Source organism: Marinobacter sp. S6332 (genome assembly GCF_023016045.1).
Lineage (GTDB): Bacteria > Pseudomonadota > Gammaproteobacteria > Pseudomonadales > Oleiphilaceae > Marinobacter.
Window position 1 is genome coordinate 204,400 of record NZ_JALKAP010000003.1, and the last position, 23,715, is coordinate 228,114.

General features: G+C 54.2%; 23 protein-coding genes. 12 read left to right on the plus strand and 11 right to left on the minus strand.

Annotated features, from left to right (window positions below; all coding sequences use genetic code 11):
* Positions 1–82 precede the first annotated feature (82 nt).
* Complete coding sequence (locus MWU62_RS05675; protein WP_247113947.1) at positions 83–1,771, minus strand: bifunctional diguanylate cyclase/phosphodiesterase; 1,689 nt, start codon at positions 1,769–1,771, stop codon at positions 83–85.
* 291 nt (positions 1,772–2,062) lie between these two features.
* On the opposite strand from MWU62_RS05675, the gene MWU62_RS05680 reads away from it, so the two are divergent.
* The 4 genes from MWU62_RS05680 to MWU62_RS05695 all read left to right on the plus strand — a co-directional run bounded on the left by MWU62_RS05680 (position 2,063) and on the right by MWU62_RS05695 (position 6,110).
* Positions 2,063–2,377 carry a DUF3301 domain-containing protein gene (locus MWU62_RS05680; protein WP_200362809.1) on the plus strand — a complete coding sequence of 105 codons (315 nt, stop codon included), beginning with the start codon at positions 2,063–2,065 and terminating at the stop codon, positions 2,375–2,377.
* Positions 2,378–2,487: 110 nt separating this feature from the next.
* Positions 2,488–3,834, plus strand: coding sequence for a substrate-binding domain-containing protein (locus MWU62_RS05685; protein ID WP_227714098.1), 1,347 nt, complete (start codon positions 2,488–2,490; stop codon positions 3,832–3,834).
* Positions 3,785–5,230: an aminotransferase class I/II-fold pyridoxal phosphate-dependent enzyme gene (locus MWU62_RS05690; protein ID WP_247113948.1), complete on the plus strand. Its 1,446-nt coding sequence runs from the start codon at positions 3,785–3,787 to the stop codon at positions 5,228–5,230. The genes MWU62_RS05685 and MWU62_RS05690 overlap by 50 nt, the downstream gene beginning before the upstream one ends.
* A gap of 55 nt (positions 5,231–5,285) precedes the next feature.
* Positions 5,286–6,110 (plus strand): inositol monophosphatase family protein, encoded by an 825-nt coding sequence (locus MWU62_RS05695; RefSeq protein WP_200362172.1) that lies wholly within the window; start codon positions 5,286–5,288, stop codon positions 6,108–6,110.
* A 288-nt stretch (positions 6,111–6,398) separates the two neighbouring features.
* Here MWU62_RS05695 and slmA read toward each other — a convergent pair whose 3' ends face one another.
* The 9 genes from slmA to MWU62_RS05740 all read right to left on the minus strand — a co-directional run bounded on the left by slmA (position 6,399) and on the right by MWU62_RS05740 (position 14,919).
* A complete protein-coding gene (gene slmA, locus MWU62_RS05700; RefSeq protein ID WP_348645629.1) occupies positions 6,399–6,986 on the minus strand; it encodes a nucleoid occlusion factor SlmA in 588 nt (195 codons plus the stop codon).
* Between the two features lie 34 nt (positions 6,987–7,020).
* Positions 7,021–7,830: a thiazole synthase gene (locus tag MWU62_RS05705; RefSeq protein WP_247113950.1), complete on the minus strand. Its 810-nt coding sequence runs from the start codon at positions 7,828–7,830 to the stop codon at positions 7,021–7,023.
* A 68-nt stretch (positions 7,831–7,898) separates the two neighbouring features.
* Complete coding sequence (thiS, locus tag MWU62_RS05710) at positions 7,899–8,099, minus strand: sulfur carrier protein ThiS (RefSeq protein ID WP_247113951.1); 201 nt, start codon at positions 8,097–8,099, stop codon at positions 7,899–7,901.
* A 7-nt stretch (positions 8,100–8,106) separates the two neighbouring features.
* Positions 8,107–8,496 (minus strand): DUF423 domain-containing protein, encoded by a 390-nt coding sequence (locus tag MWU62_RS05715; RefSeq protein ID WP_200362817.1) that lies wholly within the window; start codon positions 8,494–8,496, stop codon positions 8,107–8,109.
* Between the two features lie 28 nt (positions 8,497–8,524).
* A complete protein-coding gene (locus tag MWU62_RS05720; protein WP_247113952.1) occupies positions 8,525–9,325 on the minus strand; it encodes a symmetrical bis(5'-nucleosyl)-tetraphosphatase in 801 nt (266 codons plus the stop codon).
* The gene (gene rsmA / locus MWU62_RS05725) at positions 9,318–10,169 is read right to left on the minus strand and encodes a 16S rRNA (adenine(1518)-N(6)/adenine(1519)-N(6))-dimethyltransferase RsmA (RefSeq protein WP_200362176.1); all 852 of its coding nucleotides are present in this window, start codon (positions 10,167–10,169) and stop codon (positions 9,318–9,320) included. The genes MWU62_RS05720 and rsmA overlap by 8 nt, the downstream gene beginning before the upstream one ends.
* Positions 10,170–11,177: a 4-hydroxythreonine-4-phosphate dehydrogenase PdxA gene (pdxA, locus tag MWU62_RS05730; protein ID WP_247113953.1), complete on the minus strand. Its 1,008-nt coding sequence runs from the start codon at positions 11,175–11,177 to the stop codon at positions 10,170–10,172.
* Positions 11,177–12,532: a peptidylprolyl isomerase gene (locus MWU62_RS05735; protein WP_247113954.1), complete on the minus strand. Its 1,356-nt coding sequence runs from the start codon at positions 12,530–12,532 to the stop codon at positions 11,177–11,179. The genes pdxA and MWU62_RS05735 overlap by 1 nt, the downstream gene beginning before the upstream one ends.
* Before the next feature lie 95 nt (positions 12,533–12,627).
* Positions 12,628–14,919 carry an LPS-assembly protein LptD gene (locus MWU62_RS05740; RefSeq protein WP_247114126.1) on the minus strand — a complete coding sequence of 764 codons (2,292 nt, stop codon included), beginning with the start codon at positions 14,917–14,919 and terminating at the stop codon, positions 12,628–12,630.
* A 360-nt stretch (positions 14,920–15,279) separates the two neighbouring features.
* Between MWU62_RS05740 and MWU62_RS05745 the strand changes: the two genes are divergently transcribed.
* Genes MWU62_RS05745 through MWU62_RS05755 form a run of 3 tightly spaced genes read left to right on the plus strand, consistent with a single transcriptional unit; the run spans position 15,280 to position 17,781 of the window.
* Positions 15,280–16,323 (plus strand): phosphotransferase, encoded by a 1,044-nt coding sequence (locus MWU62_RS05745; RefSeq protein ID WP_247113955.1) that lies wholly within the window; start codon positions 15,280–15,282, stop codon positions 16,321–16,323.
* Positions 16,320–17,027: an N-acetylmuramate alpha-1-phosphate uridylyltransferase MurU gene (gene murU, locus MWU62_RS05750; RefSeq protein WP_247113956.1), complete on the plus strand. Its 708-nt coding sequence runs from the start codon at positions 16,320–16,322 to the stop codon at positions 17,025–17,027. The genes MWU62_RS05745 and murU overlap by 4 nt, the downstream gene beginning before the upstream one ends.
* A gap of 4 nt (positions 17,028–17,031) precedes the next feature.
* A complete protein-coding gene (locus tag MWU62_RS05755; RefSeq protein WP_247113957.1) occupies positions 17,032–17,781 on the plus strand; it encodes a molecular chaperone DjlA in 750 nt (249 codons plus the stop codon).
* Positions 17,782–17,826: 45 nt separating this feature from the next.
* Here the strand turns inward: MWU62_RS05755 and MWU62_RS05760 are convergent, their stop codons facing one another.
* Complete coding sequence (locus MWU62_RS05760) at positions 17,827–18,720, minus strand: DUF3530 family protein (protein WP_247113958.1); 894 nt, start codon at positions 18,718–18,720, stop codon at positions 17,827–17,829.
* 150 nt (positions 18,721–18,870) lie between these two features.
* Between MWU62_RS05760 and rpe the strand changes: the two genes are divergently transcribed.
* The 5 genes from rpe (at position 18,871) to trpD (ending at position 23,632) form a co-directional block, all read left to right on the plus strand.
* The gene (rpe, locus tag MWU62_RS05765) at positions 18,871–19,572 is read left to right on the plus strand and encodes a ribulose-phosphate 3-epimerase (protein WP_247113959.1); all 702 of its coding nucleotides are present in this window, start codon (positions 18,871–18,873) and stop codon (positions 19,570–19,572) included.
* Positions 19,569–20,258, plus strand: coding sequence for a phosphoglycolate phosphatase (locus MWU62_RS05770; protein WP_247113960.1), 690 nt, complete (start codon positions 19,569–19,571; stop codon positions 20,256–20,258). Before rpe ends, MWU62_RS05770 begins: the two co-directional genes overlap by 4 nt.
* Positions 20,259–20,505: 247 nt before the next feature.
* On the plus strand, positions 20,506–21,993 hold the full coding sequence (gene trpE / locus MWU62_RS05775) for an anthranilate synthase component I (protein WP_247113961.1): 1,488 nt from the start codon (positions 20,506–20,508) through the stop codon (positions 21,991–21,993).
* A 15-nt stretch (positions 21,994–22,008) separates the two neighbouring features.
* Positions 22,009–22,590: an aminodeoxychorismate/anthranilate synthase component II gene (locus MWU62_RS05780; RefSeq protein ID WP_247113962.1), complete on the plus strand. Its 582-nt coding sequence runs from the start codon at positions 22,009–22,011 to the stop codon at positions 22,588–22,590.
* Between the two features lie 13 nt (positions 22,591–22,603).
* Positions 22,604–23,632 (plus strand): anthranilate phosphoribosyltransferase, encoded by a 1,029-nt coding sequence (trpD, locus tag MWU62_RS05785; protein ID WP_247113963.1) that lies wholly within the window; start codon positions 22,604–22,606, stop codon positions 23,630–23,632.
* Positions 23,633–23,715 lie beyond the last annotated feature (83 nt).

Genomic DNA, 23,715 nt, shown 5'->3' on the forward strand with positions numbered 1-23,715 from the left:
CGGCTCACTGATCATGAGCCGGGTTTTTTAATGGGCAACATTTGAGGGTAACGAATGAGTAAGGCACCCATGGAACTAGAGTTCAGTCATCGCCATTGCGGTAGGGATAAGCGATGGTTTCTTGTACTTGCTTCCAGCGCTGGGGCCTTGCCATCAAAAAGCCCTGTCCCCTCTGGCAATTCAGCTCACAAAGCTCCTGATACTGGGCTTGGTTTTCGACGCCCTCAGCCACAACCTCAAGCCCAAGCGCCTCTGCTATCCCAAGAATCGCAGATACAATCCTTGAACCGCCCGTTTCCCCGCCAAGACGGCTGATGAATTGACGATCAATCTTGAGCACTTGTACAGGAAGGTTTTGCAGGTAAGCCAACGATGAATAACCGGTTCCAAAGTCATCAATTGCTATTCCGATACCTTGCCCCCTAAACCCTTTCAGCTTTTCCAAACACGGACCGGAGAGATTCATAACATGAGTTTCTGTGATCTCTATTTCCGGGCGCCAGCCCATCGCGCGGATACGTTCAAACAGCGGACCAACCACGACGCCCAGCCGAGCGTCAGTGATTTGGCGTGCAGAGATGTTAATTGCTAACCCAAGTTGCCCTTGCACAGCCGGTTGTGTTTCTTCTAAATCCGCCAATATCCCTCGCACCAATTGCTGGGTTATTTCATGAATCTGGCCACGACGCTCTGCCACAGGCACAAAATCGCCAGGCGATACAGCACCAAGCTCCGGGTGCTGCCAACGCAAGAGAGCTTCCACGCCCACAACTTGCCCGGAACTGAGTTCGTATTGGGGCTGATACACAACATAGAACTCATCCGGAGAGGTTTTCAAAGAGACCGTTAAGGCCTCAGACAATTGCTGCTCACTGCGCCCCTGCTCATCATCCGCTTGGCTGTATATGCGGTAGCAGGAACGCCCCGCCAACTTAGCCATGTGCAAGGCGCGATCTGCCTTGTGCAAGAGTTCTGCACCACTCTTTCCGTGCAGGGGATAAACCGCCGCGCCTGCAGATGCCGATATAAAGCACTCTCGATCGCCAACAATGACCGGCGCTCGGAAGGCGTGAACCATGCGCTGGCAGACCTCCTCCAGTTCGGCACACTCTTGCAACTCTACAATGACGGCGAATTCGTCGCCTGAAAGTCGGGCTACTATGTCATCCTTGTGCACCACACTTTGAATACAAAGCGCCGCCTGCTTGAGTACGCCATCGCCCCGCTCATGGCCGTGCAGGCTGTTGATCGTTTTAAAGAAATCCAAATTAATAAAAAGCACCGCAAAACACGCATCGCCGCGAACATACTGGCTTACGCGGGCATTCAAGAATTCCTGAAACAATGAGCGGTTGGGTAGTTCTGTAAGCGGGTCGTAATAGGCAAGCGCAGCCAGGCGCTCATCCGCCCCGGTTCTCTCGCTCATGTCCATAAACATCCCGACATAAACCTGTTGGCCTTCGTATTCCATGGAGAAAATACTGAGCCACTGCGGGCACACTTCGCCGCTTTTCTTTCGGTTCCAAACTAATCCTTCCCAGCGGCCGTCTGTTGCCAGAGATTGCCACATAGATTGATAGAATTCTCGTGCATGGAGCCCAGCACTGAGCACGGAAGGGGAGTCGCCCATCACCTCATCCGATTCATAGCCGGTGACGGAATGGAACATGCTGTTTACATAGATAATTCTCGGTTCTTTGGTGGCAATCATGATGGCGCGCGGGTACTGATCCACCAACGCTCTAAAATCTAGCGGCTGCTCAAACTGCATGAATCACACGCTCCTGGTACTTCAGTCCGCAGCTCTCAAATCTGCACACTAATCAGTATAGAGGGAAACCACACATCGCACATAACATGGATGGGCCTCCGGTATTAAATAATAACGAACTGAACATTAATTCACCATTCGTTATTCGGTACCTGCTTACAAACTATTGAAATGATTCCCGCTTCTAGCGGCGGTTCGAAACCATAGCGATTCCCCAATCCCCCACAATAAGGTAGTCTGGATTCCATCTTGTTATTTCTTTCGGAAACCTGCCGCGATAGTGCTGTTATTATGACTCTGGGAACGCTGTTCTGGCTCTTTATTGCTGCCTTTGCCATTTGGTACTGGTGGCGTGCCAAGGCTATAAAAGACTCGGTACTTCAGGCCGTTCACCGCTACTGCAAAACCATGGACGTTATGCTGCTTGATGATGCCATCTATTTGCGCGGCATCTGGTTCAAACGGGATGATCAAGGCCAAATTCGCGTTTGGCGCCGCTTTCTTTTCGATTTCACTTCTACTGGTGAAGAGCGCTATAGCGGCCGAGTTATCATGCTTGGGCCTCGAATATTGAACATGGAACTAGACCCTCACCGCTTTTCCTAATATCCCGAGTTGGCTGGCTCTCGTTGCCACTTTTTGGCCACTGAAACATTCCTGTAATAATTCTGCCTCATTCTTCCCGCAACGCTAACTGTTTGTTGCCATGGGGCTTTATGATGATACAACACCGTTCACACCTCACTCAGCAGAGCGCCCTGCCGGGCTTATTGTGCCTAATTTTAATGTTCAGTATGTCCACCAGCCGCGCTGAAGAGATGGAGATTCACGGCTCCAACACGATCGGGGCGGTACTGGCACCTATGCTGGTCGAAGGTTTCCTTAACAGTCGCGGCAATGAACCCATCCAAACCCTTGGCAACGGCAAACATAACGAGAAGCTTTTGATAGGAAGCCAGAAGGGTGCGCCTCTTAGAGTTTTGGTCGCCGCTCACGGTTCCAGTACAGGGTTCAAAGCGTTAAAGGCCAAACGTGCCGATATTTGGGCCTCCTCCCGCCCTGTCAAGCCGACGGAAGTAGATCAAATGTCGGAACGCGCCAACCTCGAAGATCTTGAAAGCGAGCATGTCATTGCAATAGATGGCCTAGCGGTATTGGTTCATTCTTCAAATCTAATCAATCAACTCAGTATCGATACACTGGCTAGCATATTTTCAGGTGAAATTCGCAACTGGTCTGAAATCGGTGGCGCTGACCGGCCCATTAACCTGTATGCGCGGGATGACCGCTCAGGAACCTGGGACACCTTTAAGAGTCTGGTTTTGGGCAAGGGCTACCCACTTCATGCTTCGGCCAAACGCTATGAATCGAACGACCAACTCTCAGACGATGTGAGTGCCGACCCCGGAGGCATTGGCTTTTCTGGGCTGGCTTCAATCCGTAATAGCAAGGTACTGGCGATTTCAGATGGCGAAGCTCCCGCGCTGAAACCATCCGTACTAACGGTTGCCAGCGAAGATTACCCGCTTTCCCGACGCTTATTCATGTACACATCCGGCGATGCTACAAAGACCCTAGCGAAAGACTTTGTCGAATTCGTATTGGGGGCAGAAGGTCAGGCCCTTGTCTCTAAGTCAGGCTTTGTTTCCCAAAATCCCCTCGCAGTTAAACCCGATTTGGTCGGTAGCACACCGCCCTCGTTCAAATTGCTGACACAGAACTATAATCGACTGACCGTTAACTTCCGCTTCTCGGAAGGACGTACCAAGCTGGACAACAAAGCGAAAAGGGATTTGCTCCGAGTGGCTGATTATCTTAGGAGGGAAAATCGCGAAGCGGTCGACCTAATGCTCATTGGTTTTGCAGACCAACAAACCAACGAATTGCGAGCCCAAATGATCTCAGAACTAAGGGCACTGTCAGTACGCAAGGCGCTCTCTGACCTTGGTGTTCACGATGTTCGCTACACCGGTTATGGTCACTACATGCCAGTGGGTATGTCCGGAGGTGCGAGTGGAGAAAAGCGCAACGGGCGAGTTGAAGTTTGGGTTCGCAATCACTAAGGAAGAGCGCCCCTCGGCAATCACCTATCCGCATTGCGCACACAGATATGTTTGGGTTTCCTATACTATTGGTGCCATTCCCAACCAACAGACAGAGACAATGGACATCCACAACGACCAGCGGTTTGCGATTAACCTGAACGTTCGCGGCATTCAACCTTCCTCCACCTTGCGAATCAATGAACTGAGCAACCAGCTCAAATCCGAAGGCAAAGATATCATCAAGCTCGGTCTGGGCCAGTCGCCCTTTCCCGTGCCGGAGCGGATAGTGAATGCGCTGCGTGAACACGCCCATGAGAAAGACTATCTGCCGGTCAAAGGCCTAAAAAGCCTCCGCGAGTCCATTGCTGGCTACATAAACCGCAGTGAGCGGGTACGGTGCACTTGGGAAGATGTGTTGATCGGCCCCGGCTCGAAGGAACTGCTGTTCATGCTGCAGCTCGCTTATTATGGCGACCTGCTTATTCCTCGGCCCAGCTGGGTTTCCTATGCACCTCAGGCACGTATCATTGGCCGCTCAGTGCACTGGCTACCCACCCATGCAGAGAATAACTGGCAACTGACAGCGGAAGAACTGGACATCATTTGCCGGGACGATGCATCCCGCCCGCGCATTCTGATCCTTAACTACCCTTCTAACCCCACTGGCTGCTCGTACACCGATGACCAGTTGCTGGCCATTGCCAACGTGGCGAGAAAATATCGGCTTATTCTGCTTTCCGACGAGATTTACGGCGAAGTTCATTTTGAGGGGAATCACCGGTCAATCGCTCGTTACTACCCGGAGGGCACTATCATCAGCACCGGGTTGAGTAAATGGGCTGGTGCCGGTGGTTGGCGACTGGGGACCTTTATCTTCCCGAAAGAACTGCGCGCCCTGCAGGACGCCATGGCGATCATTGCCAGCGAGACCTACACCTCCACCAGCGCCCCGACACAGTATGCGGCCATCGCAGCGTTTGATGGTGGTGAAGACATTGACGAATATCTGACACAGTCCCGGCGGGTGCTGAAAGTGGTGGGCGAATACATGCATACTCGCCTGAGTGCCATGGGGGCGGTTGTGCAAAAGCCTGAGGGCGCGTTTTACCTATTCCCGAACTTTGACAACTTCCGCGAATTGCTGGCAAAAAGAGACATTAAAACCAGTCAGGCCTTTTGCCAGTCTTTGCTGGAGGACACAGGAGTTGCCATTCTGCCCGCCAGTGACTTCGGGTTTGTACCGGATCATCTTGGGGCTCGTCTGGCATTTGTAGACTTCGACGGCACCGAGGCTCTGCAGTTGGCGGGTGATGACTACGGTGATCAGGAGTTGACTACAGACTTTGTCAAACAGGCTTGCCCGCGATTGGTCGAGGCCATGGATAAACTGGAGAGCTGGCTGAACAGCCTCTGATCTTGCCATGCTAGACTGGCGCCCTCACTCTTCAGAGATAATAGCGGGGGGCGCCATGTCTGACTCTTTTTCCCTACGGGACATCACTGATTTTACAGAAGATCTAGCCCGGGAAGCCGGGGAGCTGATTCGTCGGGAGCGTGACAACAACACTCTGCGCACCGAATACAAAGCGCAGACTGAGCTGGTCACCCACGCCGATGTTATGGCTGATGAATTTATCACCAATGCGATTCGCAAGCGCTTTCCTGAACACCGCATCCTATCAGAAGAGTCCATGCCGGATCTCAGTCAAGCTGAGGAGCTGGAAACGCCGCTATGGATCGTTGATCCCATTGATGGCACGGTAAACTACGCTTACGGTCACCCGCAGGTTGCGGTGTCTATTGCTTATGCTGAAAACGGTCGCGTGCAAGCGGGTGTTGTGCATGCACCTTTCCCCGGTGAAACCTTCCGCGCCACACGCGGTGATGGCGCTACGCTCAACGGTAACCCTATCCATCACAGTGGCGCGACGGTTCCAAGGGATTCGCTCTTCGCAACTGGTTTCCCCTACACCAAAGACAATCTGGCGCCGCTGGTTAACCGCCTGAATGCGATGATTCACCAATGCCGCGACCTACGTCGCATTGGCTCAGCGGCACTGGATATCTGCTGGGTGGCCTGTGGCCGTTTGGACATCTACTACGAAAACGTCAGCCCGTGGGATTTTGCGGCTGCTCGCTTAATCGCTCTGGAAGCCGGAGCAACGGCTGGCCACTTCAGTGAAGTTCCGGAGGGTTACCCTGCCGACCTCTGGGGTCGCGATATTCTGATTTCGGCACCTGCAATCTGGGAGCCTATTCGTGAGATTCTTCGTTCGGCTTCTGGTTACGAGTGAATCTCGAGCTTTGGGAGTTTTCCCTCTTTGTAGCCTTCTTTGGGGCAGGCACAGTCAGGAAGGCCCTGTCCCGGAACCGCTACAAGCACGTCCGTGTGCGCTTGGCGTAGGCCATCCATGGCCTACGACATTCCGGGACAGGGCCTTCCTAACTGTGCAATCTGGCTAACTTGAAATCTCATCAAAAATACGAAAAGAAGCCCGATATATCTTAGCTGCGCGAACGAGGTTGGTGGGGTTGGTCTGCACCATAGCAATCAGGCTACAAACGAGGAAAACTCCTAGCTACTAGCCCCAAATGCCCTCAGCAACCAACCCCCAACTCTCGTCAAAATCAGCCGTAGGCAATCGGGAGAACGACGAGCGGATAAACCGCTGGATTCGGCCTTCCATGAATACAAGAACAAAATCCGCCGCCCGTGTGGCACTGGTGCGTGGCCGCAAGCCCTGGCGGATTTCGCCTTCTTTCAGGGTTTGCCGCACCTGCGTTTCCAAGCGCTCGAAGAACTGCGAGGCACGCTTGCGTAAAGCCTCGTTTTCGCCCACCAACGCATCACCAGTGAGAACACAACACAACCCCGGATTACGCTCCGCAAAAACCAGAACCAAGTGCACCACTTGCTGCAAACGAACCCGCACGTCTTCCTGATCCTGCAGAATAACCTGGCAACGAGAAAATACCGCTTCTTCCGCAAACTCCAGAAGCGCTTCAAACATTTTGCGCTTGCTAGGAAAATGGCGGTACAGCGCCGCCTCTGTTACACCAACGGACTTGGCGAGAACAGAGGTAGTGAGTCTGGCGCCTGGGTCCTTTTCCAGCAACTCCAAGAGAGCGTGGAGAATCGCTTCTCGGCGGCTGGGTTTCTGATCGGTTATGGCCATACTGCAGCGCTCTTAATCAGAAGTTGAATCAGAAAAAAGTACCGTCAAGAGGCGAAGAGGCACTTGCATAGAGCTTTTTGGGCATCCGCCCAGCGAGATAAGCTTCGCGACCTGCTTCAATAGCCAAACGCATGGCATTGGCCATTTTAATAGGGTCTTTGGCTTGTGCGATGGCGGTGTTCATTAGTACGCCGTCGCAGCCCAATTCCATGGCGATGGTGGCATCAGAGGCCGTGCCCACACCGGCATCCACCAGTACGGGCACCTTAGCGTTTTCGACGATCAGCCGAATGTTGTAACGGTTCTGAATACCCAGCCCGGAGCCTATGGGTGCGCCCAAAGGCATGATCGCGATACAGCCCATTTCCTCAAGACGCATGGCCAGTAAGGGGTCGTCGGAGCAGTAGACCATTACCTTGAAGCCGTCTTTAATCAACTCTTCGGCGGCCACCAAAGTTTCCGGCATATTCGGGTATAGCGTTTTATGCTCACCCAACACTTCCAGCTTCACCAGATCGCGGCCGTCAAGCAGTTCTCTTGCTAGCTTACAGGTGCGAACTGCATCTTTGGCGGTGTAACAACCGGCTGTGTTGGGCAGGATGGTGTAGTGTTCCGGGGAGATCACATCCAGTAGATTTGGCTCGTCTGGGTTCTGGCCCAAATTGGTGCGGCGAACCGCCACGGTCACAATTTCAGCACCGCTCATTTCGATGGCGTGGCCAGTTTCCATCAGGTCGCGATATTTGCCGGTGCCAACCAGCAACCGTGACTGGTAAATACGGCCAGCAATTTCAAGAGGTTTGTCTTCAGGCAACTGAATCTCGGGCGTGTCGGTCATAGTGTTTCCGGGTTGATGAAACGTAGTGATGTAAATTCACAAATTAAAGAATTGCGGGTAGGCGGGTTTTACCCGCCTCCAATCGCGTGAACAACTTCCACGCGATCATCATTACTTAGGGCAAATTCGGCATGTTGGCTGCGGGCTACTATGTCTTCATTTACCTCCACCGCCAGTCGCTTACCGGCGAGAGCCATTTTTTCTAACAATGCGGCAACCGTGGCCCCTTCTGGCAGCTCCATGGCTTCGCCATTTACCTGAACCTGCATAGCATTCTTAACCTCTGTTTTGAGTCCCATTCTGGCGAAGGCCAACGGTCAGCAGTAGTGCCCAGCCAATCATAAAACATATACCGCCAAGAGGCGTAATCGGGCCAACCCAGCGTATGTCTGTCAGCACTAGCGTATACAAGCTGCCACTGAATAGCAGGATGCCTAAAGAAAAGAAGCCTGCAGCCAAGCTCAGTCGCCGCCGTGAAAGCCCAAATCCGGATAACAGGGCAACCAGCACCAGCGCGATGGCGTGATACATCTGATAGGTAACGGCTGTTTGAAAAACCTCTAAGCTACGCTCACTCACTATATTGCGCAGGCCATGAGCACCAAACGCTCCAGCCATAACCGCTGTCACCGCAAAAAAAGCGCCTGTAATGATGGGAAGGCGCATAACGTTTGTTGGATGCGACTCTATAGATTCAGCAGTCACAGTGGATTTTCTCCCCAGTGTCCAGATTCATCATCGTGAGGGCTCCGCCCCAAACGCAGCCAGTATCTAAACCAATAAACTGTGTACTGCCTGTCTCACCTTCGATGGCCGCCCAATGCCCGAAAATCACTTTTAAATCATCAGCGCGCGGAAATTCAAACCAGGGCGTAAATCCCTTGGGCGCCTTGCCTGCCGACTCTTTTGCAGTCAGCTCAAGCCTGCCGTCTTCGGCAATAAAACGCATTCGGGTGAAATAGTTGGTGATGACCCGCCAACGATCCATGCCAGTGAGCTTTTCATTCCAGCCTTCTGGCTTGTTGCCGTACATATGCGCAAAGTATTCTGGAGCCTGTTCTCCACGAATAACATCTTCCACTTCCCGCGCACTGGCAAGGGCCTGCTTGATACTCCAAATATGAGGAATACCTGCGTGGGCCATCATGATGTTGCGGTCAGAATCGTACACGCACAGATTTTGCTGGCGTAGCCAGTTCACTAACTTATCGCGATCCGGAGCATTCAGTATCTCTGCGAGTGTGTCTTTGCGCTTCGGCGCATGGCCACCAAGAGACACTGCCAGCAGGTGCAGATCGTGATTACCCAGAACCACCACAGCGGCACTGCCCAAGCTTTCAATATAACGCAAGGTTTTCAGGGAGGAGGGTCCCCGGTTAATCAAATCACCCGCCACCCAAAGGCGGTCTCGGGAAGGCGAAAAATCCACCTTGGCCAGAACATCCTGCAAGCGGTCGTAACAGCCCTGAATATCGCCTATGGCGTAATCAGTCATGGCTGTCTCCGCACACGTCTCCTGCGCTTCCCTCACCGGGCTGGGCTCGGCTTTTTTCGTCTGTTAGCGCATCCGCAATACTTACGTAGTCGGCCAAACTGAGGTTTTCCGGCCGTAGGCCGTCATTGATGCCCAAAGCTTGCAGTTGCTCAACCGTTACCAATCCCGCCAAAGCTTTGCGCAGGGTTTTTCGGCGAGCGTTAAACGCTGTTCTTACCACAGCCTGCAGGGTGACAAGATCCTTTGCAGGGTGCGGAAGCTCTGCATGAGGTACTAGCCGCACAATGGCAGAATCCACTTTTGGCGCGGGCCGGAAGGCGCCGGGGCCTACTTCAAACAAGGGCTGAACTTTGCAGAAATACTGGGTCATGATGCCCAACCGGCCGTAATTGTTATCGCCGGGTACTGCTGCCATCCGCTGTACGACTTCTTTTTGCAACATGAAGTGCATGTCTTGCACCACACCTGACTGAGCCAGCAAGTGAAAAATCAGGGGAGTGGAGATGTTATAAGGCAAGTTACCAATGATGCGCAGAGGCCTCTCATCCACAAGCTGGCTGAAGTCAAACTTCAGTGCGTCGGCTTCGTGGATGTGAAAATCGGGGTAGTTGAAAAACTTGGTGCGCAGCACAGGAATGAGATCGCGGTCTAGCTCCACCACCTGAAGTTTCGGATTAACCGCGAGAATTTCCTCTGTTATTGCGCCAAGCCCCGGGCCTATTTCGACAATGGCGTCGTCTGGCTTGGGGTGAATGGCGCGAATAATGCGCTCAATCACACCCGGATCGTGAAGAAAATTCTGGCCAAACCGTTTTCTGGCCTGATGGCCGGCTTTTTTGCTCACTCAGATTTCTCTCTTAGTAGCGGATTTGAGGGAGCGCGCCATTTGCTCGCCCACTCGAATAGCGGTATGCAAACTGCCCGCATCGGCCTTGCCGGTGCCAGCGAGGTCCAGAGCCGTGCCGTGATCCACGGATGTGCGCACTATGGGCAACCCAAGGGTGATGTTTACCGCGCGCCCAAAGCCCTGAAATTTAAGCACCGGCAAGCCCTGATCGTGATACATGGCCAAGGCGGCATCGGCGTCGTCTAACCAATGGGGCGTGAACAGCGTGTCTGCCGGTAGGGGGCCGACCACCTGTATTCCTTGGGCGCGGAGGGTCTCAAGGGTTGGCTCAATCACTTCAATCTCTTCCCGGCCAAGGTGGCCACTTTCACCCGCATGGGGATTTAGCCCCGCAACCAAAATTTTTGGCTGCGCAATTCCAAAAAATGTTTTCAGATCGGCGTTCAAAATGGTGGCGACTTGCGTCAAACGCTCGGGCGTAATCGCGGCGGACACGTCTTTGAGGGGCAAGTGAGTGGTTACCAAGGCTACTCGTAGCTCTTCAGTGGCCAGCATCATAACTACCCGTTCAACGCCACAGAGCTCCTGCAAAAATTCAGTATGACCACTGAACTCAATACCCGCTTCGTTGATCACGCCTTTGTGTACCGGCGCCGTGACCATGCCGTCGAAATCACCCTCAAGACAGCCTTTGGCCGCAACTGTGAGTGTGTCCAAAACATAGCGACTGTTAGCCGTGTCGAGCTTGCCCGCTTGGTACGAAGTACAGCCTTCTACATGCAATACGGAAAGCTCGCCCACACCCTTTCTTGGCTCCATGTCAGGCCGCCAAGCATGTAGCTTTACGTCGAGCCCTAGAAGTCTGGCTCGCGCCTCCAGCATTGGCTGGCTGGCAACCAACACCACGCCCACTTCACGCTGCGCTGCAGCCAACGCCAGACACAGCTCGGGGCCAATGCCTGCTGGCTCTCCGGCAGTCAGTGCGAGAACAATGTCTTCAGCCATTATTTTGCAGTTTCCTGCGCATTGGCAGACTCATCTTCTGCTGCATTGTCTGCATACTCACCTTTGAACTCGACAAAGGCCTCATCCCGGATTTCTCTGAGCCAGTTTTGCAGCTCGGTTTCAAACTTACGGCGATAAATCGCCTGACGGGCTTCGGCTTCTTTCACGTCTGTACTGATATCTTTTTGGCGACGCTCTTCAACCTGCAGAATATGCCAGCCAAATTGCGAGCGGAACGGGCCTTTATATTCGCCGACACTGGCCTCCTGCATAGCCTGTTCAAACGCGGGCACCATTTGGCCCGGGCTTACCCAGCCAAGATTGCCACCGTCAGAGCCGGATACTGGGTCGTCTGAATACTGTCGCGCCAACACGGCAAAATCAGCACCGTCTTGAAGCTGTTGAGACAGTTCGCGAATGGTCGCTTCCGCCTCAGTGTCCGTTATGGCTTCAGACGGACGAATCAGAATATGGCGTACGCGGTTTTGCTGGATAACCTGCTTTTGGGCGCCCCCGCGCTTCTCCATCACCATGACCATGTGAAAGCCGCTGTTGTTCTCCAGAACCTCGGAAGGAATGCCAACTTCAAGCTCTGGTACAACTGGCGCCACCAGTGATGGTAACTGGCGTTCGCTACGCCAACCCATATCACCGCCTTCAAGGGCATTGCTGGCATCGGATTCAGCTACCGCTACCTCGCGGAAATCTCGACCATCGAGAATGGCAGCACGAAGCTCTTCTGCTTTCTCGCGGGTGGCGTCTACAGCTGCATCATCAGCCGGGTTATCCAGTTCGATAAAAATATAAGCGAGCCGGTATTCGGCGTCGTTGCCACCTGTGGATTCCAGTGCTTGCAGATAGTTTTCAACTTCTCGTTCGGTTACGCGAACCCGGTTGCCAACCTGTCGCTGCTGTACACGGCCAGTGAGCATTTCCTGACGAATCTGCTCCCGAGCCTGCCGGTAGCTTACGCCCTCAACGGCAAGTTGGTCTTCAAACTCGGCTAAACTAAGGCCATTACGCTCAGCAATGTTGGCGATGGTTTCGTTCAGCTCGTTATCGCTGATGCGCATGCCCATTCTATCCGCCATTTGCAGCTGGACCGATTCGGTAATCAATTGTTCCAGAACCCGCTCTTCAAGGAGGCGTCGGGGCGGCAGGCCGGTTCCTTGGGCACTGAGACGCCCGGTGATTGTGTTGATTCTGGCTTCCAGTTCAGTTTGGAGGATCACATCGTCATCAACAATGGCTACTACCTGATCAAGCAACTTGCGCTCGGCCTGAGCCGCAAAAGAAAGCACCACTGCCAACAGCATCAGCAGTGTTTGTAAACCCTGGCGAATCGTCGCCTTCATAATCACCTCTTAATGAAGAAATAAGCCTGCGGATAGGGTACCGGAATGGCACAGTTGCCGTCAGGGGGTGTAAATAGCAGCGTTAATCAGACGGCTCAGAAACGACGCCGCTCTCGCTCGTCAAAACCATAAATAGCCTTAGAGATCGATGTGGATGCGCCGCCACTGCCACCCAGACCTTTTAGCTGAACCTGAAACAGCAAACGGCTATCCAGAGTTTGGTCATCCGTCAGATAATTCTGGTGAACCATTTGGATACTCCAGCAACAGTTGTTGTACTCGATCCCGGCAAGCGAACCAACGGTGCGATCCAAGTCCGAATCGTACACCCAGCGACCGATAAGGCTAACACGGTCTGTTGCCGGTATAACCGCCGCAATATCCGATTGCTCCAACTCTCCCTTGCTGTAGGTATGGCCAATACTCGCCAGATACCGGTAATCCCTGGAATGAAAGATCAGCTGGCTGCGCCCCTCTTCAGTATCGCCTGTCTCAGGGTCCCATAGCCCTGAAGACCGAACCTGCAGATTTTGAAAAGGGTTTAATACCACTTCGCCCGCCAGCGGCGAGCGGCTGCGATCACTCCCGCCCTCCCCGAAGAGAGTCACCTCGCGATCGTCAAAATACTGAATCTGGCCGATACTGAAACGGGCCCGTTCGGAGCCGGTCACCAGATCATTAAAGCGGCTGGTCAAGGCCACCGCTAACTGGTTGGCATCACCCACCCGATCGCCTCCAACAAAGCGGTCTGGCCGGAATAACTGCTCAAAGCGGAAGGTCTGCAAGGCGGTATCAAACGAGGGGATGTCGTTCTGGTCCGCTTCCGCATCAGCCCAGGCGTAATACAGGCGGGGCTCAAGGGTTTGGTTGTAGGGCACATCGAACAAGGTAGATTGGCGATCAAAATACAGGCCGTTGTCCCACTCCACCACTGGAACGGTGCGATCGAAACTGTCACTACCGGCACTGTAATCTTCCAGCTCGTAACGGGTGTAGTCCAAGCTGAGCGACGGGCGGCTGAAGCCCCAAAGGGCGCGCATTGGCAACGCCAACTCAGGGCGAGCCAGAAAACGCTGGCCGTTGGCCTTATCGAGCCCTGTAAGCGTGTCGTTATCACGGTAGAACCAGCTGTATTGACTCACTAGCCCGGCTTCTAGCCAGCCTGCTTCGGTGCTGCCAGCGTAAATCATTTCTGGCAGTTGGGCGTAAGGCCTATCCGCCTGTGCAATTCGCTCGCTGACGGTCTGGTAGTCGTTAAGGTATACATCGAAAAACTGATTCGACCCTTGATAACGCACGCCGCCTTTGCGCTGCAGATGCGTGGTCTGGTCAATTTCCAGACTACGGTTCAGGTCGCTCAGGTAATCCTCGTCACTGACTGCAGAAAAATCACCATACCCCGTCCAACCACTACCCAATGCTGCCCGCGTGGAGGCATCCAATCCCCAACGCTGGCCAGACTCCCCGGGGTTCTCATCTTCGTAGTCGGAATCATTATCTATATAGCCAAGCTGCAGGGTTGTTTGGCCAAAATCGCTTAGGTAACGCCCCTCAACCTCGTTGAACAGCCCACGGCCATGAATGTACTGCGGCGTTAGAGTGGCATCGTAATGGGGAGCCAAGTTCAGGTAATACGGAGTCGCCAAAAATACTCCGCCACCTGCGCTGGAAGAACCAAATTGCGGATAAAGGAAGCCGGTTTTGCGACGGTCATCAATGGGAAAGCTGGCGTAAGGCCAGTAAAAAACCGGTACATCTAAAACCTCAAGACGAACATGTTTCGCTGTTCCGAAACCCTCGCTCTGGTCCAATTCAATCTCGGAAGCAACAATAGCCCAATCGTTTTGCTGTGGGCCACAGGTGGTTAACATGCCATCGCGAATCTTTACCATAGAGTCATCTAGCCGCGACAGGCTACCGGCCCTACCGCGCATTTCCGGCCCGTGCAGAAGGAAGGTCGCGGTGTTGATATCAAAGCGCCCTGAATCCACATCGTATTCTGCCCGCTCCCCAGTCAACAAAAAGCCGTTACCGCGGCTGACCAAAGGGCCTTCAATCGATAGCTGACCAATATTCTGGCTATACCTTGCTTCGGAACCCGACACACGGAAGCTACCCTGGCGCACCTGAACATCGCCTTGGAGATACAGTTCCTGATCAATTTCATAACGGGCGCTCAGGCCGCTCGCCTGCAAGGCAGCCGCCTCGCCAACAGTTTCACCAAACACCCCCGACCTGCCCTCTTCGGCGCCAGACGGCAAGTATCCGCCTGTGCAAAATGCCGGTAGCGAATGTCTGACTGCATCCGGAAGCTGGCTTTTCGGGCGCCAATCCATTTCAGCGGCAGAAGGTGCTTCTTCACTTGAAGACAAACCAGCCACCGACATTAGGGCGCATCCGGCAAGCAGGCCCACAAGCCGGCGCGGCAATGTGCCTTTCTGCGCTTGCAGATAGCTGTCGGGCATTGGCACGATGGCAAGGTTCCTGTTCCAGTTGCATGAAGGAGTGTGCATGACGCAACTAGCACCAATACACAAATAACAGCGGCCTAGTTTACACATGCCTCTGAAGCTTGTTAACGGAAACGGGGCCGGATACACGAAACTCCGCTGCAAAAGCGCGTTACCCTCTTTATACTCCTTGCAAAGGGGCCGTGATAACAGCACCTGAACAGTACACCTGCTCATGTTTTGTAAACTGTTTTGACATCAATGCACTTAAATAACGCCAGGACAATCGCCCGAGCTATGGATAACCGCCTGCAGATGCTAACCACCTGGGTCAGCCAGTTTCCCGGCTTCGAGAACGCCGAAGCTATTCCCGTTTCCGGCGACGCCAGTTTTCGGAGCTACTTCCGGGTACGCAAAATGGACACCAACGGCAGCGAAGAATCCTTTATTGTTATGGACTCGCCGCCAGAACTGGAGGACTGCAGGCCGTTCGTTCACATTGGCCGGCATTGGCTTGCTTCAGGCATTATGGTTCCGAATATTATTGAAGCCGATCCGGCGCGCGGCTTTCTCTTGCTGGAAGACTTCGGCGACCAGTTAATGCTGGGCCAGCTAACCCCGGATACGGTAGATTCCCTGTACCAAAGCGCGCTGGATGAACTCCTCCTTATTCAGCAGGTTACCGCTCATCCCGACAATCCGCTGCCAGCTTACGACGCGGCCTTGCTGAACCGTGAAATGGCTTTGTTCCGGGACTGGCTGCTGGAGGGCTACCTAGGGCTGGAGCTGGACAACATAGAAAAATCCATGCTCGACACCACCTTTGCGCTGCTTCGTGAAAGCGCTCTGGCGCAGCCGGAAGTGACCGTGCACCGGGATTACCACTCCAGAAACTTACTGGTGCGTGAACGAAATAGCCGCCCCGGAGTTATCGATTTTCAGGATGCGGTGACCGGCCCCATTACTTACGACCCAGTTTCGCTGCTCAAGGACTGCTATATACAGTGGCCCGAAGAACGTATTTACGGCTGGCTGGAAATTTTCCGAAAACAATCTTTGGAGGCGGGTCTCCACCGCGCAGACAGCGACACCTTCCGCCAATGGTTTGAGCTTATGGGCATGCAACGGCATCTCAAAGCAGCGGGTATTTTTGCCCGCTTGGCCATGCGCGACGGAAAGCAGCGCTATTTGGACGACATCCCCCGCACTCTTGGGTACTTACTAACTGCCAGCAAACGTCAGCCTGCACTGAGGCACTTCCACGACTGGCTCGCAACGGTCGCTGTGCCAAAAGCGGAAGAATTAATCGGCCCACTTCCTGCCCAGGAGCACACATTGTGAAAGCGATGATTCTTGCCGCTGGTAAGGGCGAGCGTATGCGGCCGCTCACTCTTACCACGCCAAAGCCCCTGCTCAGCGCCGGTGGAAAACCACTCATTGAGCACCACCTTGAGCATCTCAACCGTGCTGGCTTTCGAGAGGTGGTGATCAATCATGCCTGGCTCGGGGAGCAGATTGAGTACACCTTGGGAGGGGGCGAGCGCTTCGGCTTATCGCTGAGTTATTCCAGAGAAGGTGAGCCTTTAGAAACCGCCGGAGGCATTGTTCGCGCTTTGCCGATGCTTACAGCGAACGACACCGATTGGTTCATGGTTATAAACGGCGATATTTGGGCCGACTTCGACTTAACCCGGCTACAACCTCCAACTTCTGAGTCACACTCCGCTCTCGATGCCGTTCTGGTGATGGCAGACAACCCCACACACCACCGCAAAGGCGATTTTTGTTTGAACCACAACGGCCTACTCTCCGAGGAATGTGCCGGGAAAGAAGGCGAGAAACTAACCTTCGCCGGCATCAGCCTGCTGCACAGAAGGCTGTTTGAAGGGCTGACCGACCAAGCCGGAAAACTCGGGCCGGTTCTGCGCACAGCCATGGCAAAGGGCCGTGTTGCTGGGCTGCATCACTTTGGGCGTTGGATTGATGTTGGCACGCCTGAGCGGTTGCGGGAATTAGACCGACAACTGGCCACTCAGGAGCCCTAGTGCGATGGCAACTCGCTCTGCGCAACCGGCTTTACCTCCGCGAATGGAGGCAGCTTTCTCGAGCCTATTAGCCAAGCTTTCCGCCTCCAACCATCAGGCACACAAGCTGATTGGCCAAACCAATCTGCCCCGTTGGTGCAGACGCCCACTGTTTTTCTTTCTAGGTTATATTGCAAAAGCAGAAGGTAGAGTTTCGGAGCAAGATATAGGTTTTGCAGAAAACCTGATCAAAGCTCTTAGATTATCGAAGCGACAAAGACACAAAGCCATTAGCAGCTTCCAAAAAGGCAAAGCTTCTGAAACCCTGCCGCCGCTCACTGGGCTCACACTAAGGCTCAGCCATCGCATATGGCCTACACCGGCTCTAAAGATGGCTATTTGCCTGTGTCACGCAGCCCAACTGAAAGGCCGTCCTACCAAGCCCCGCCGTTACCGCTGCGAAGACACGATTGATCAGATTGGCATGCCAGTCACCATCAGCGAAGACATCTTTGACAGCTACGCCAGCCGGGTATGGGGTGACATCAGCAGCGCACCCTCAGCACCAGTTAATCTCGAACAGGCCTGCGCATTGCTTGGCGTTACAAGACGCGACCCTATTGCAACAATCAAGCGGGCATACCGGAAAAAAGTTTCTGAGTGCCATCCCGACAAGTTACTGCAACAACATCTCAGCGCCGCTGAGCATGCGTTGGCCAAAGAGCGCCTTCTACGCTACCAACAGGCCTGGGAGCTAATCCGGCGACACTATTAGTAAACGCTGATTGGTTGGTGGGTACTGCCTGACAGTCATTAATCACTATTGGCGATCATCACGCTTTAGCCAAGCAGATATCCTGCTCGCAACTGCCTTGCCATCCCGTGGCATGAATTTGATGTCTGCTCCCACATTTTGCCGACTAAACCCTTGCACACCGGCCCGCTCTAAATCCGCCTTGCGCTGTCCACTTGCCTCGGATAAAGACAACTCCAGAATACTGGGCACCGAAGCTTTCTTTACGTTTTCCGCCAACTGCCTTGCATCACGCGGATAAAACTTTGGACCAGCCCATATCAAAGCAGTTGGTGCGGCCAATTCTGCCGCATAGGCCACAACATGATTACTTCCCCGCCCTATTCCCACTAACGCTGCCAGCTCATATTCACGGCTTTTAAGCTCCGCAGCTGCCGCCGCGAGTTCATCAAGAATGCGCTTGCGGTAGGCAGTCTCCAAATCACTCGGAGCTTCCGCCGCCAAAACATCAATCGCAGCTGGGCTTGGCACTCCCGGGTTTTGTTCCTCAGCTTTTGGTTTTGGCTCAGGCGCAATGAGCGGTCGCTCAAGAATCCGTTCAAGGGCTTCCAACGGTGGCTCAAGACCCAAACTAAGCACCGCCAATTTACGCTGCACCAACTCTCGCGCCAAAGTACCAGTAAGCCCAGACGCTGCATTCTCCCCCTCATCCGCCAAAATAATCACCGCACCTCTGGCGGGAGTTTCCGTTTCGGGCCAAAACAGCGCCAGCGTGCGAGCGCCGTCTTTAAGTTCGAGCCACAGCGCAGAATCCGGAAATTTGTGGTTCAACCCCCACTCACCCAAACCGGAAGACACAGCGCCACGTACTTCATTCGGAGTCGGCGGGGTAGCTGCTGGGGTTGCTGTTTCATCCTGTGCCAATGCAGACACAGCATTGCCTAGCATGATCCCGGCCATTAGCCATCCGAAAATGCTCATGAGGTAAGGGCTTTGGCTTATTGTTCTGAATCGGCGCACAGTTCCTGCTCCTCTGGCTACGAAAAGACACTCGTGTGCTGTTAGACTGTCATTATTATTAACAGCTGCCAATTGTTTGCGAGACCCGTGATGAATCCCTATCTGATTGCCCCATCCATACTATCTGCCGATTTTGCCCGTTTGGGCGAAGAAGTGGATAACGTTCTGGCCGCAGGCGCAGACGTGGTGCACTTTGACGTTATGGACAACCACTACGTGCCCAACCTGACCATCGGGCCGATGGTTTGCGAAGCTCTGCGTAAACATGGCGTTACCGCGCCCATCGACGTACACCTTATGGTATCGCCGGTGGACGACCTAATTCGTATGTTCATTGACGCTGGCGCCAGCTACATAACCTTCCACCCGGAGGCATCCCAACACATCGATCGTTCCCTACAACTGATTCGCGAGGGCGGCTGCAAGGCGGGTTTGGTATTTAACCCGGCCACACCGCTGCACCACATGGATCATGTGATGGACAAGCTCGATATGGTGCTGATGATGTCAGTTAATCCCGGGTTCGGTGGCCAGAAATTTATCCCCGGCACCCTTGATAAGCTCAGAGAGGCTCGAAAACGTATCGACGCTAGCAATTACAATATCCGTTTGGAAATAGACGGAGGCGTGAAAACCGATAATATTCGTGAAATTGCGGAAGCCGGTGCAGATACCTTCGTTGCCGGTTCGGCTATTTTCAACACCGATGACTACAAAGCCACTATTGATGCCATGCGGCTAGAGCTCGAACAAGCTCGCATGGCGCTAGGCCACACGGTGACGAGCCAATGAGTCTGGCCGGCCTGTTTAACCAGCGCTGGCCCGGCGTTGCCCTGTTTGATCTTGACGGCACTCTGGTAGACAGCGCTCCGGATCTTGCAGCTGCAGTTGATTGCACCCTTGAACAGCTAGGGCGCAAGCCAGCAGGCCTTGAGCGGGTGCGAGAGTGGGTGGGCCATGGTTCTCCCGTTTTGATGCGCCGGGCCTTAGCTGGCAAAGCCGATTGGGAACCCGCGAGCGCTGCAGACGACGCCTTGTTTAACGATGCTCTGGCGTTGTTTTACAACAACTACCGGAAACTCAACGGCAAGCACGCTGTGGTGTACCCCGGGGTAAAAGCCTGCCTTGAATCCCTAAGTAAACGGGGCTGCCCCATGGCTGTGGTGACCAACAAGCCGGAACAGTTTGTAAGCCCACTGCTGAAACAACTGGGGCTGGACCACCATTTCAAGCTGTTGATCGGTGGCGATACGCTGGACACAAGAAAGCCAGACCCGGGCCCGCTGCTCCATGCCATGAAAACTCTAAATGGCAGCCGCGGCACCACGGTAATGGTTGGCGACTCTGCGGCAGATGTCAGCGCCGCTCAAGCTGCAGGCATTCCTTGCGTTGCTGTCACCTATGGCTACAATTTTGGACGCTCAGTACAAGCACTGGGAGCAGACGCTGTGGTTGATTCCCTGAGCGAGCTTTTGTAACCTCTCAGATCTTGTACATTCATTCTTATCAATTCGGGAGATTCCTGCCGTGCAGGGACTGAATCTGACTGCAGCGCGAGGCATCCTCACGACCCGCGCAACACGATGGTGGCGATGGCGTACCGGCTGAAAATACTCAGCTAGGCGAATAGCGCGTGCATGCCCGCTTGACGCCACCACTCGACAGGACCGGCCAGTGTTGCCAATGGCCTGCTCGAACGCAGATCAGATCTCAGGAAGCCCGACCATGAACTCCGAACAATTCCGTAAGCTGGCCCATGCTGGCTTCAACCGTATCCCCGTGTATCGCGAAGTCCTTGCGGACATGGACACTCCTTTAAGCACCTATCTCAAGCTCGCCAGCGGGCCATACTCGTACCTGTTTGAGTCCGTTCAGGGCGGCGAAAAATGGGGCCGCTACTCCATCATCGGGCTGCCCAGTCAGGAAGTGCTCAAGGTATTCAACCACCGGGTAGAGATTCGCCGCCACGGGGAACTGGTTGAAAGCGCTGAAGTGGACGACCCGCTGGCATTTGTCGCCAGTTATCAGGCACGCTTCAATGCGCCTGATCTGGAAGAGCTGCCACGATTCAACGGGGGGCTGGTGGGCTACTTCGGCTACGACACCGTGCGCTACATCGAAAAGCGCCTTGCGGCTAGCTGCCCCCCGGATCGCATCGGTACGCCCGACATACTGCTGATGGTATCCAACGAGCTGGTGGTGTTCGATAACCTGCGCGGCAAACTGCACCTGATTGTGCACGTGGATCCAGCTGACCAAGACGGTTACGAACAGGCCCAAACCAGACTCGACGAACTCGAGCAGAAGCTACACCGACAAACCGCCAATGCTCCACAAACACCTATGCATCTGCGCGGTAAAACCGTGGATGAAAGCGAGTTTGTGTCTGGTTTCAGTCAGGAAAAATTCGAAGCGGCAGTGGATAAAATTAAAGACTACGTGCTGGACGGTGACGTGATGCAAACCGTCATCTCTCAGCGCATGTCCATTCCGTTTGAGGCTCCACCCCTGAACCTGTACCGCTCACTAAGGGTATTGAACCCATCGCCGTACATGTACTTCTTGGATCTGGACGACTTCCACATCGTAGGCTCATCGCCAGAAATTCTTGCGCGCATGGAAGATAGAGAAGTCACCGTTCGCCCCATCGCGGGCACTCGCAAACGTGGCGCCACAGATGCGGAAGACCGCGCTCTGGAAGCCGAGCTCTTGGCCGATCCAAAAGAAATTGCCGAACACCTGATGCTGATTGATCTGGGCCGCAACGATGCCGGTCGCGTTTCGGAAACCGGCACCGTAAAGCTCACCGAGAAAATGGCCGTGGAGCGCTACTCCCACGTGATGCACATAGTGTCCAACGTAACCGGCCAAGTAAAAGACGGCACCAGTTGCCTCGACGTACTCAAAGCCACCCTGCCCGCAGGTACTCTGAGCGGCGCCCCGAAAACCCGCGCCATGGAAATCATCGACGAACTGGAACCGGTCAAACGCGGTGTGTACGGGGGTGCCGTGGGCTACCTCTCGTTTAACGGCAATATGGATACCGCCATTGCTATCCGAACTGCCGTGATCAAGGACAAGACCCTGCATATACAGGCTGGCGCTGGCATCGTGGCCGACTCTGTACCTCGCCTTGAATGGAAAGAAACCATGAACAAGGGCCGCGCTATCTTCCGCGCGGTGGCCATGACCTACAACGACTTTGACCACTGAGGCGAGGGACACATCATGCTACTAATGATCGACAACTACGATTCCTTCACCTACAACGTGGTGCAATATCTTGCGGAGCTGGGTGCCGACGTACAGGTACACCGAAACGACGAAATCACCGTGGAGCAGATTGAAGCTCTGAACCCCGAAAGACTCGTAGTCTCCCCCGGTCCTTGCACGCCAAATGAGGCCGGGGTGTCCATGGAAGCTATCCGCCACTTCGCTGGCAAGATACCCATCCTCGGCATCTGCCTCGGCCATCAGGCCATCGGCCAGGTATTCGGTGGCAACATCATCCGCGCAGGACGAGTCATGCACGGCAAAGTTTCCCCTGTTTACCACCAGAACACCGGCGTATTCCGAGGCCTCAACAACCCTGTGCAAGCCACCCGCTATCACAGCCTTGTCATTGAACAAGCCAGCCTGCCGGACTGCCTGGAAATGACCGCCTGGACCCGCAACAGCGACGGCAGCGTGGAAGAAATCATGGGTGTGCGCCACAAAACCATGGCCATCGAAGGGGTACAGTTCCACCCTGAATCCATCATGAGCGAACAGGGCCACGAACTGCTGCGCAACTTCCTGCGAACCCAATAAAAAGGCGAATCCAATGAACATGAAAGACGCACTGAGCCGCGTGGCCGAAAACCTCGACATGTCTCGGGAAGAAATGAAAAGCGTGATGCGCATCGTTATGAACGGTGAAGCCACCGACGCCCAGATAGGCGCCCTGCTCATGGGCCTGCGCCTCAAAAGTGAAACGGTGGACGAAATCACAGGCGCCGTGGAAGTCATGCGCGAATTGGTTTCTGGCGTAACCATCAAAGCCGAGCCCTTGGTCGACATAGTAGGCACGGGCGGCGACGGCGCCAACCTATTCAACGTATCCTCCGCTTCCGCCTTCGTGGTTGCCGCTGCGGGCGGCTTTGTCGCCAAACACGGTAACCGAGCCGTCTCCTCCAAAAGCGGCAGTGCCGACCTGATCGAACAAGCAGGCATCAATCTGGGCCTAACACCTGAACAAGTCGCCCGCTGCGTAGAACAAATCGGCGTCGGCTTCATGTTCGCCCCGGCTCACCACGGCGCCATGAAACACGCCGTCGGCCCGCGCAAAGAATTGGGCTGCCGCACCCTATTCAACATACTCGGCCCCATGACAAACCCGGCAGGTGTTAAACGCCAGCTAGTTGGCGTATTCAGCAAAGCCCTCTGTCGCCCCATGGCCGAAGTGCTGCAAAAACTTGGCTCAGAACACATCATGGTGGTGGCCTCCAAAGACGGCCTTGATGAAATCAGCTTGGCCAGCGCGACCCATGTGGCAGAACTGAAAAATGGCGAAATCACCGAATATACCCTCACCCCTGAAGATCTCGGCATCAAAAGCCAGACTCTGGTAGGACTTTCTGTCGATACCGCCGAAGAATCCCTGAACCTGATCAAAGCCGCCTTCGGCCGAGGCCACGACGAAATGGCCGAAAAAGCCCGGGACATGATCGCCCTCAATGCTGGCGCCGCTATTTACGTGGCGGGCTTGGCTCCGACAGCCAAAATGGGCGTCGAAATGGCTCTGGACGCCATGGGGTCAGGACTTGCGGCCGGAAAACTCGCCGAACTGGCGGATTTTTCACACTGTTTCTGAGTAAAAAAACAGGCTCTGGCTTACCGGGCAGCACACAAAGCTTTGCTTTAAGCTTTAGGCAGGCTTCACCAAACTCTGAGAGC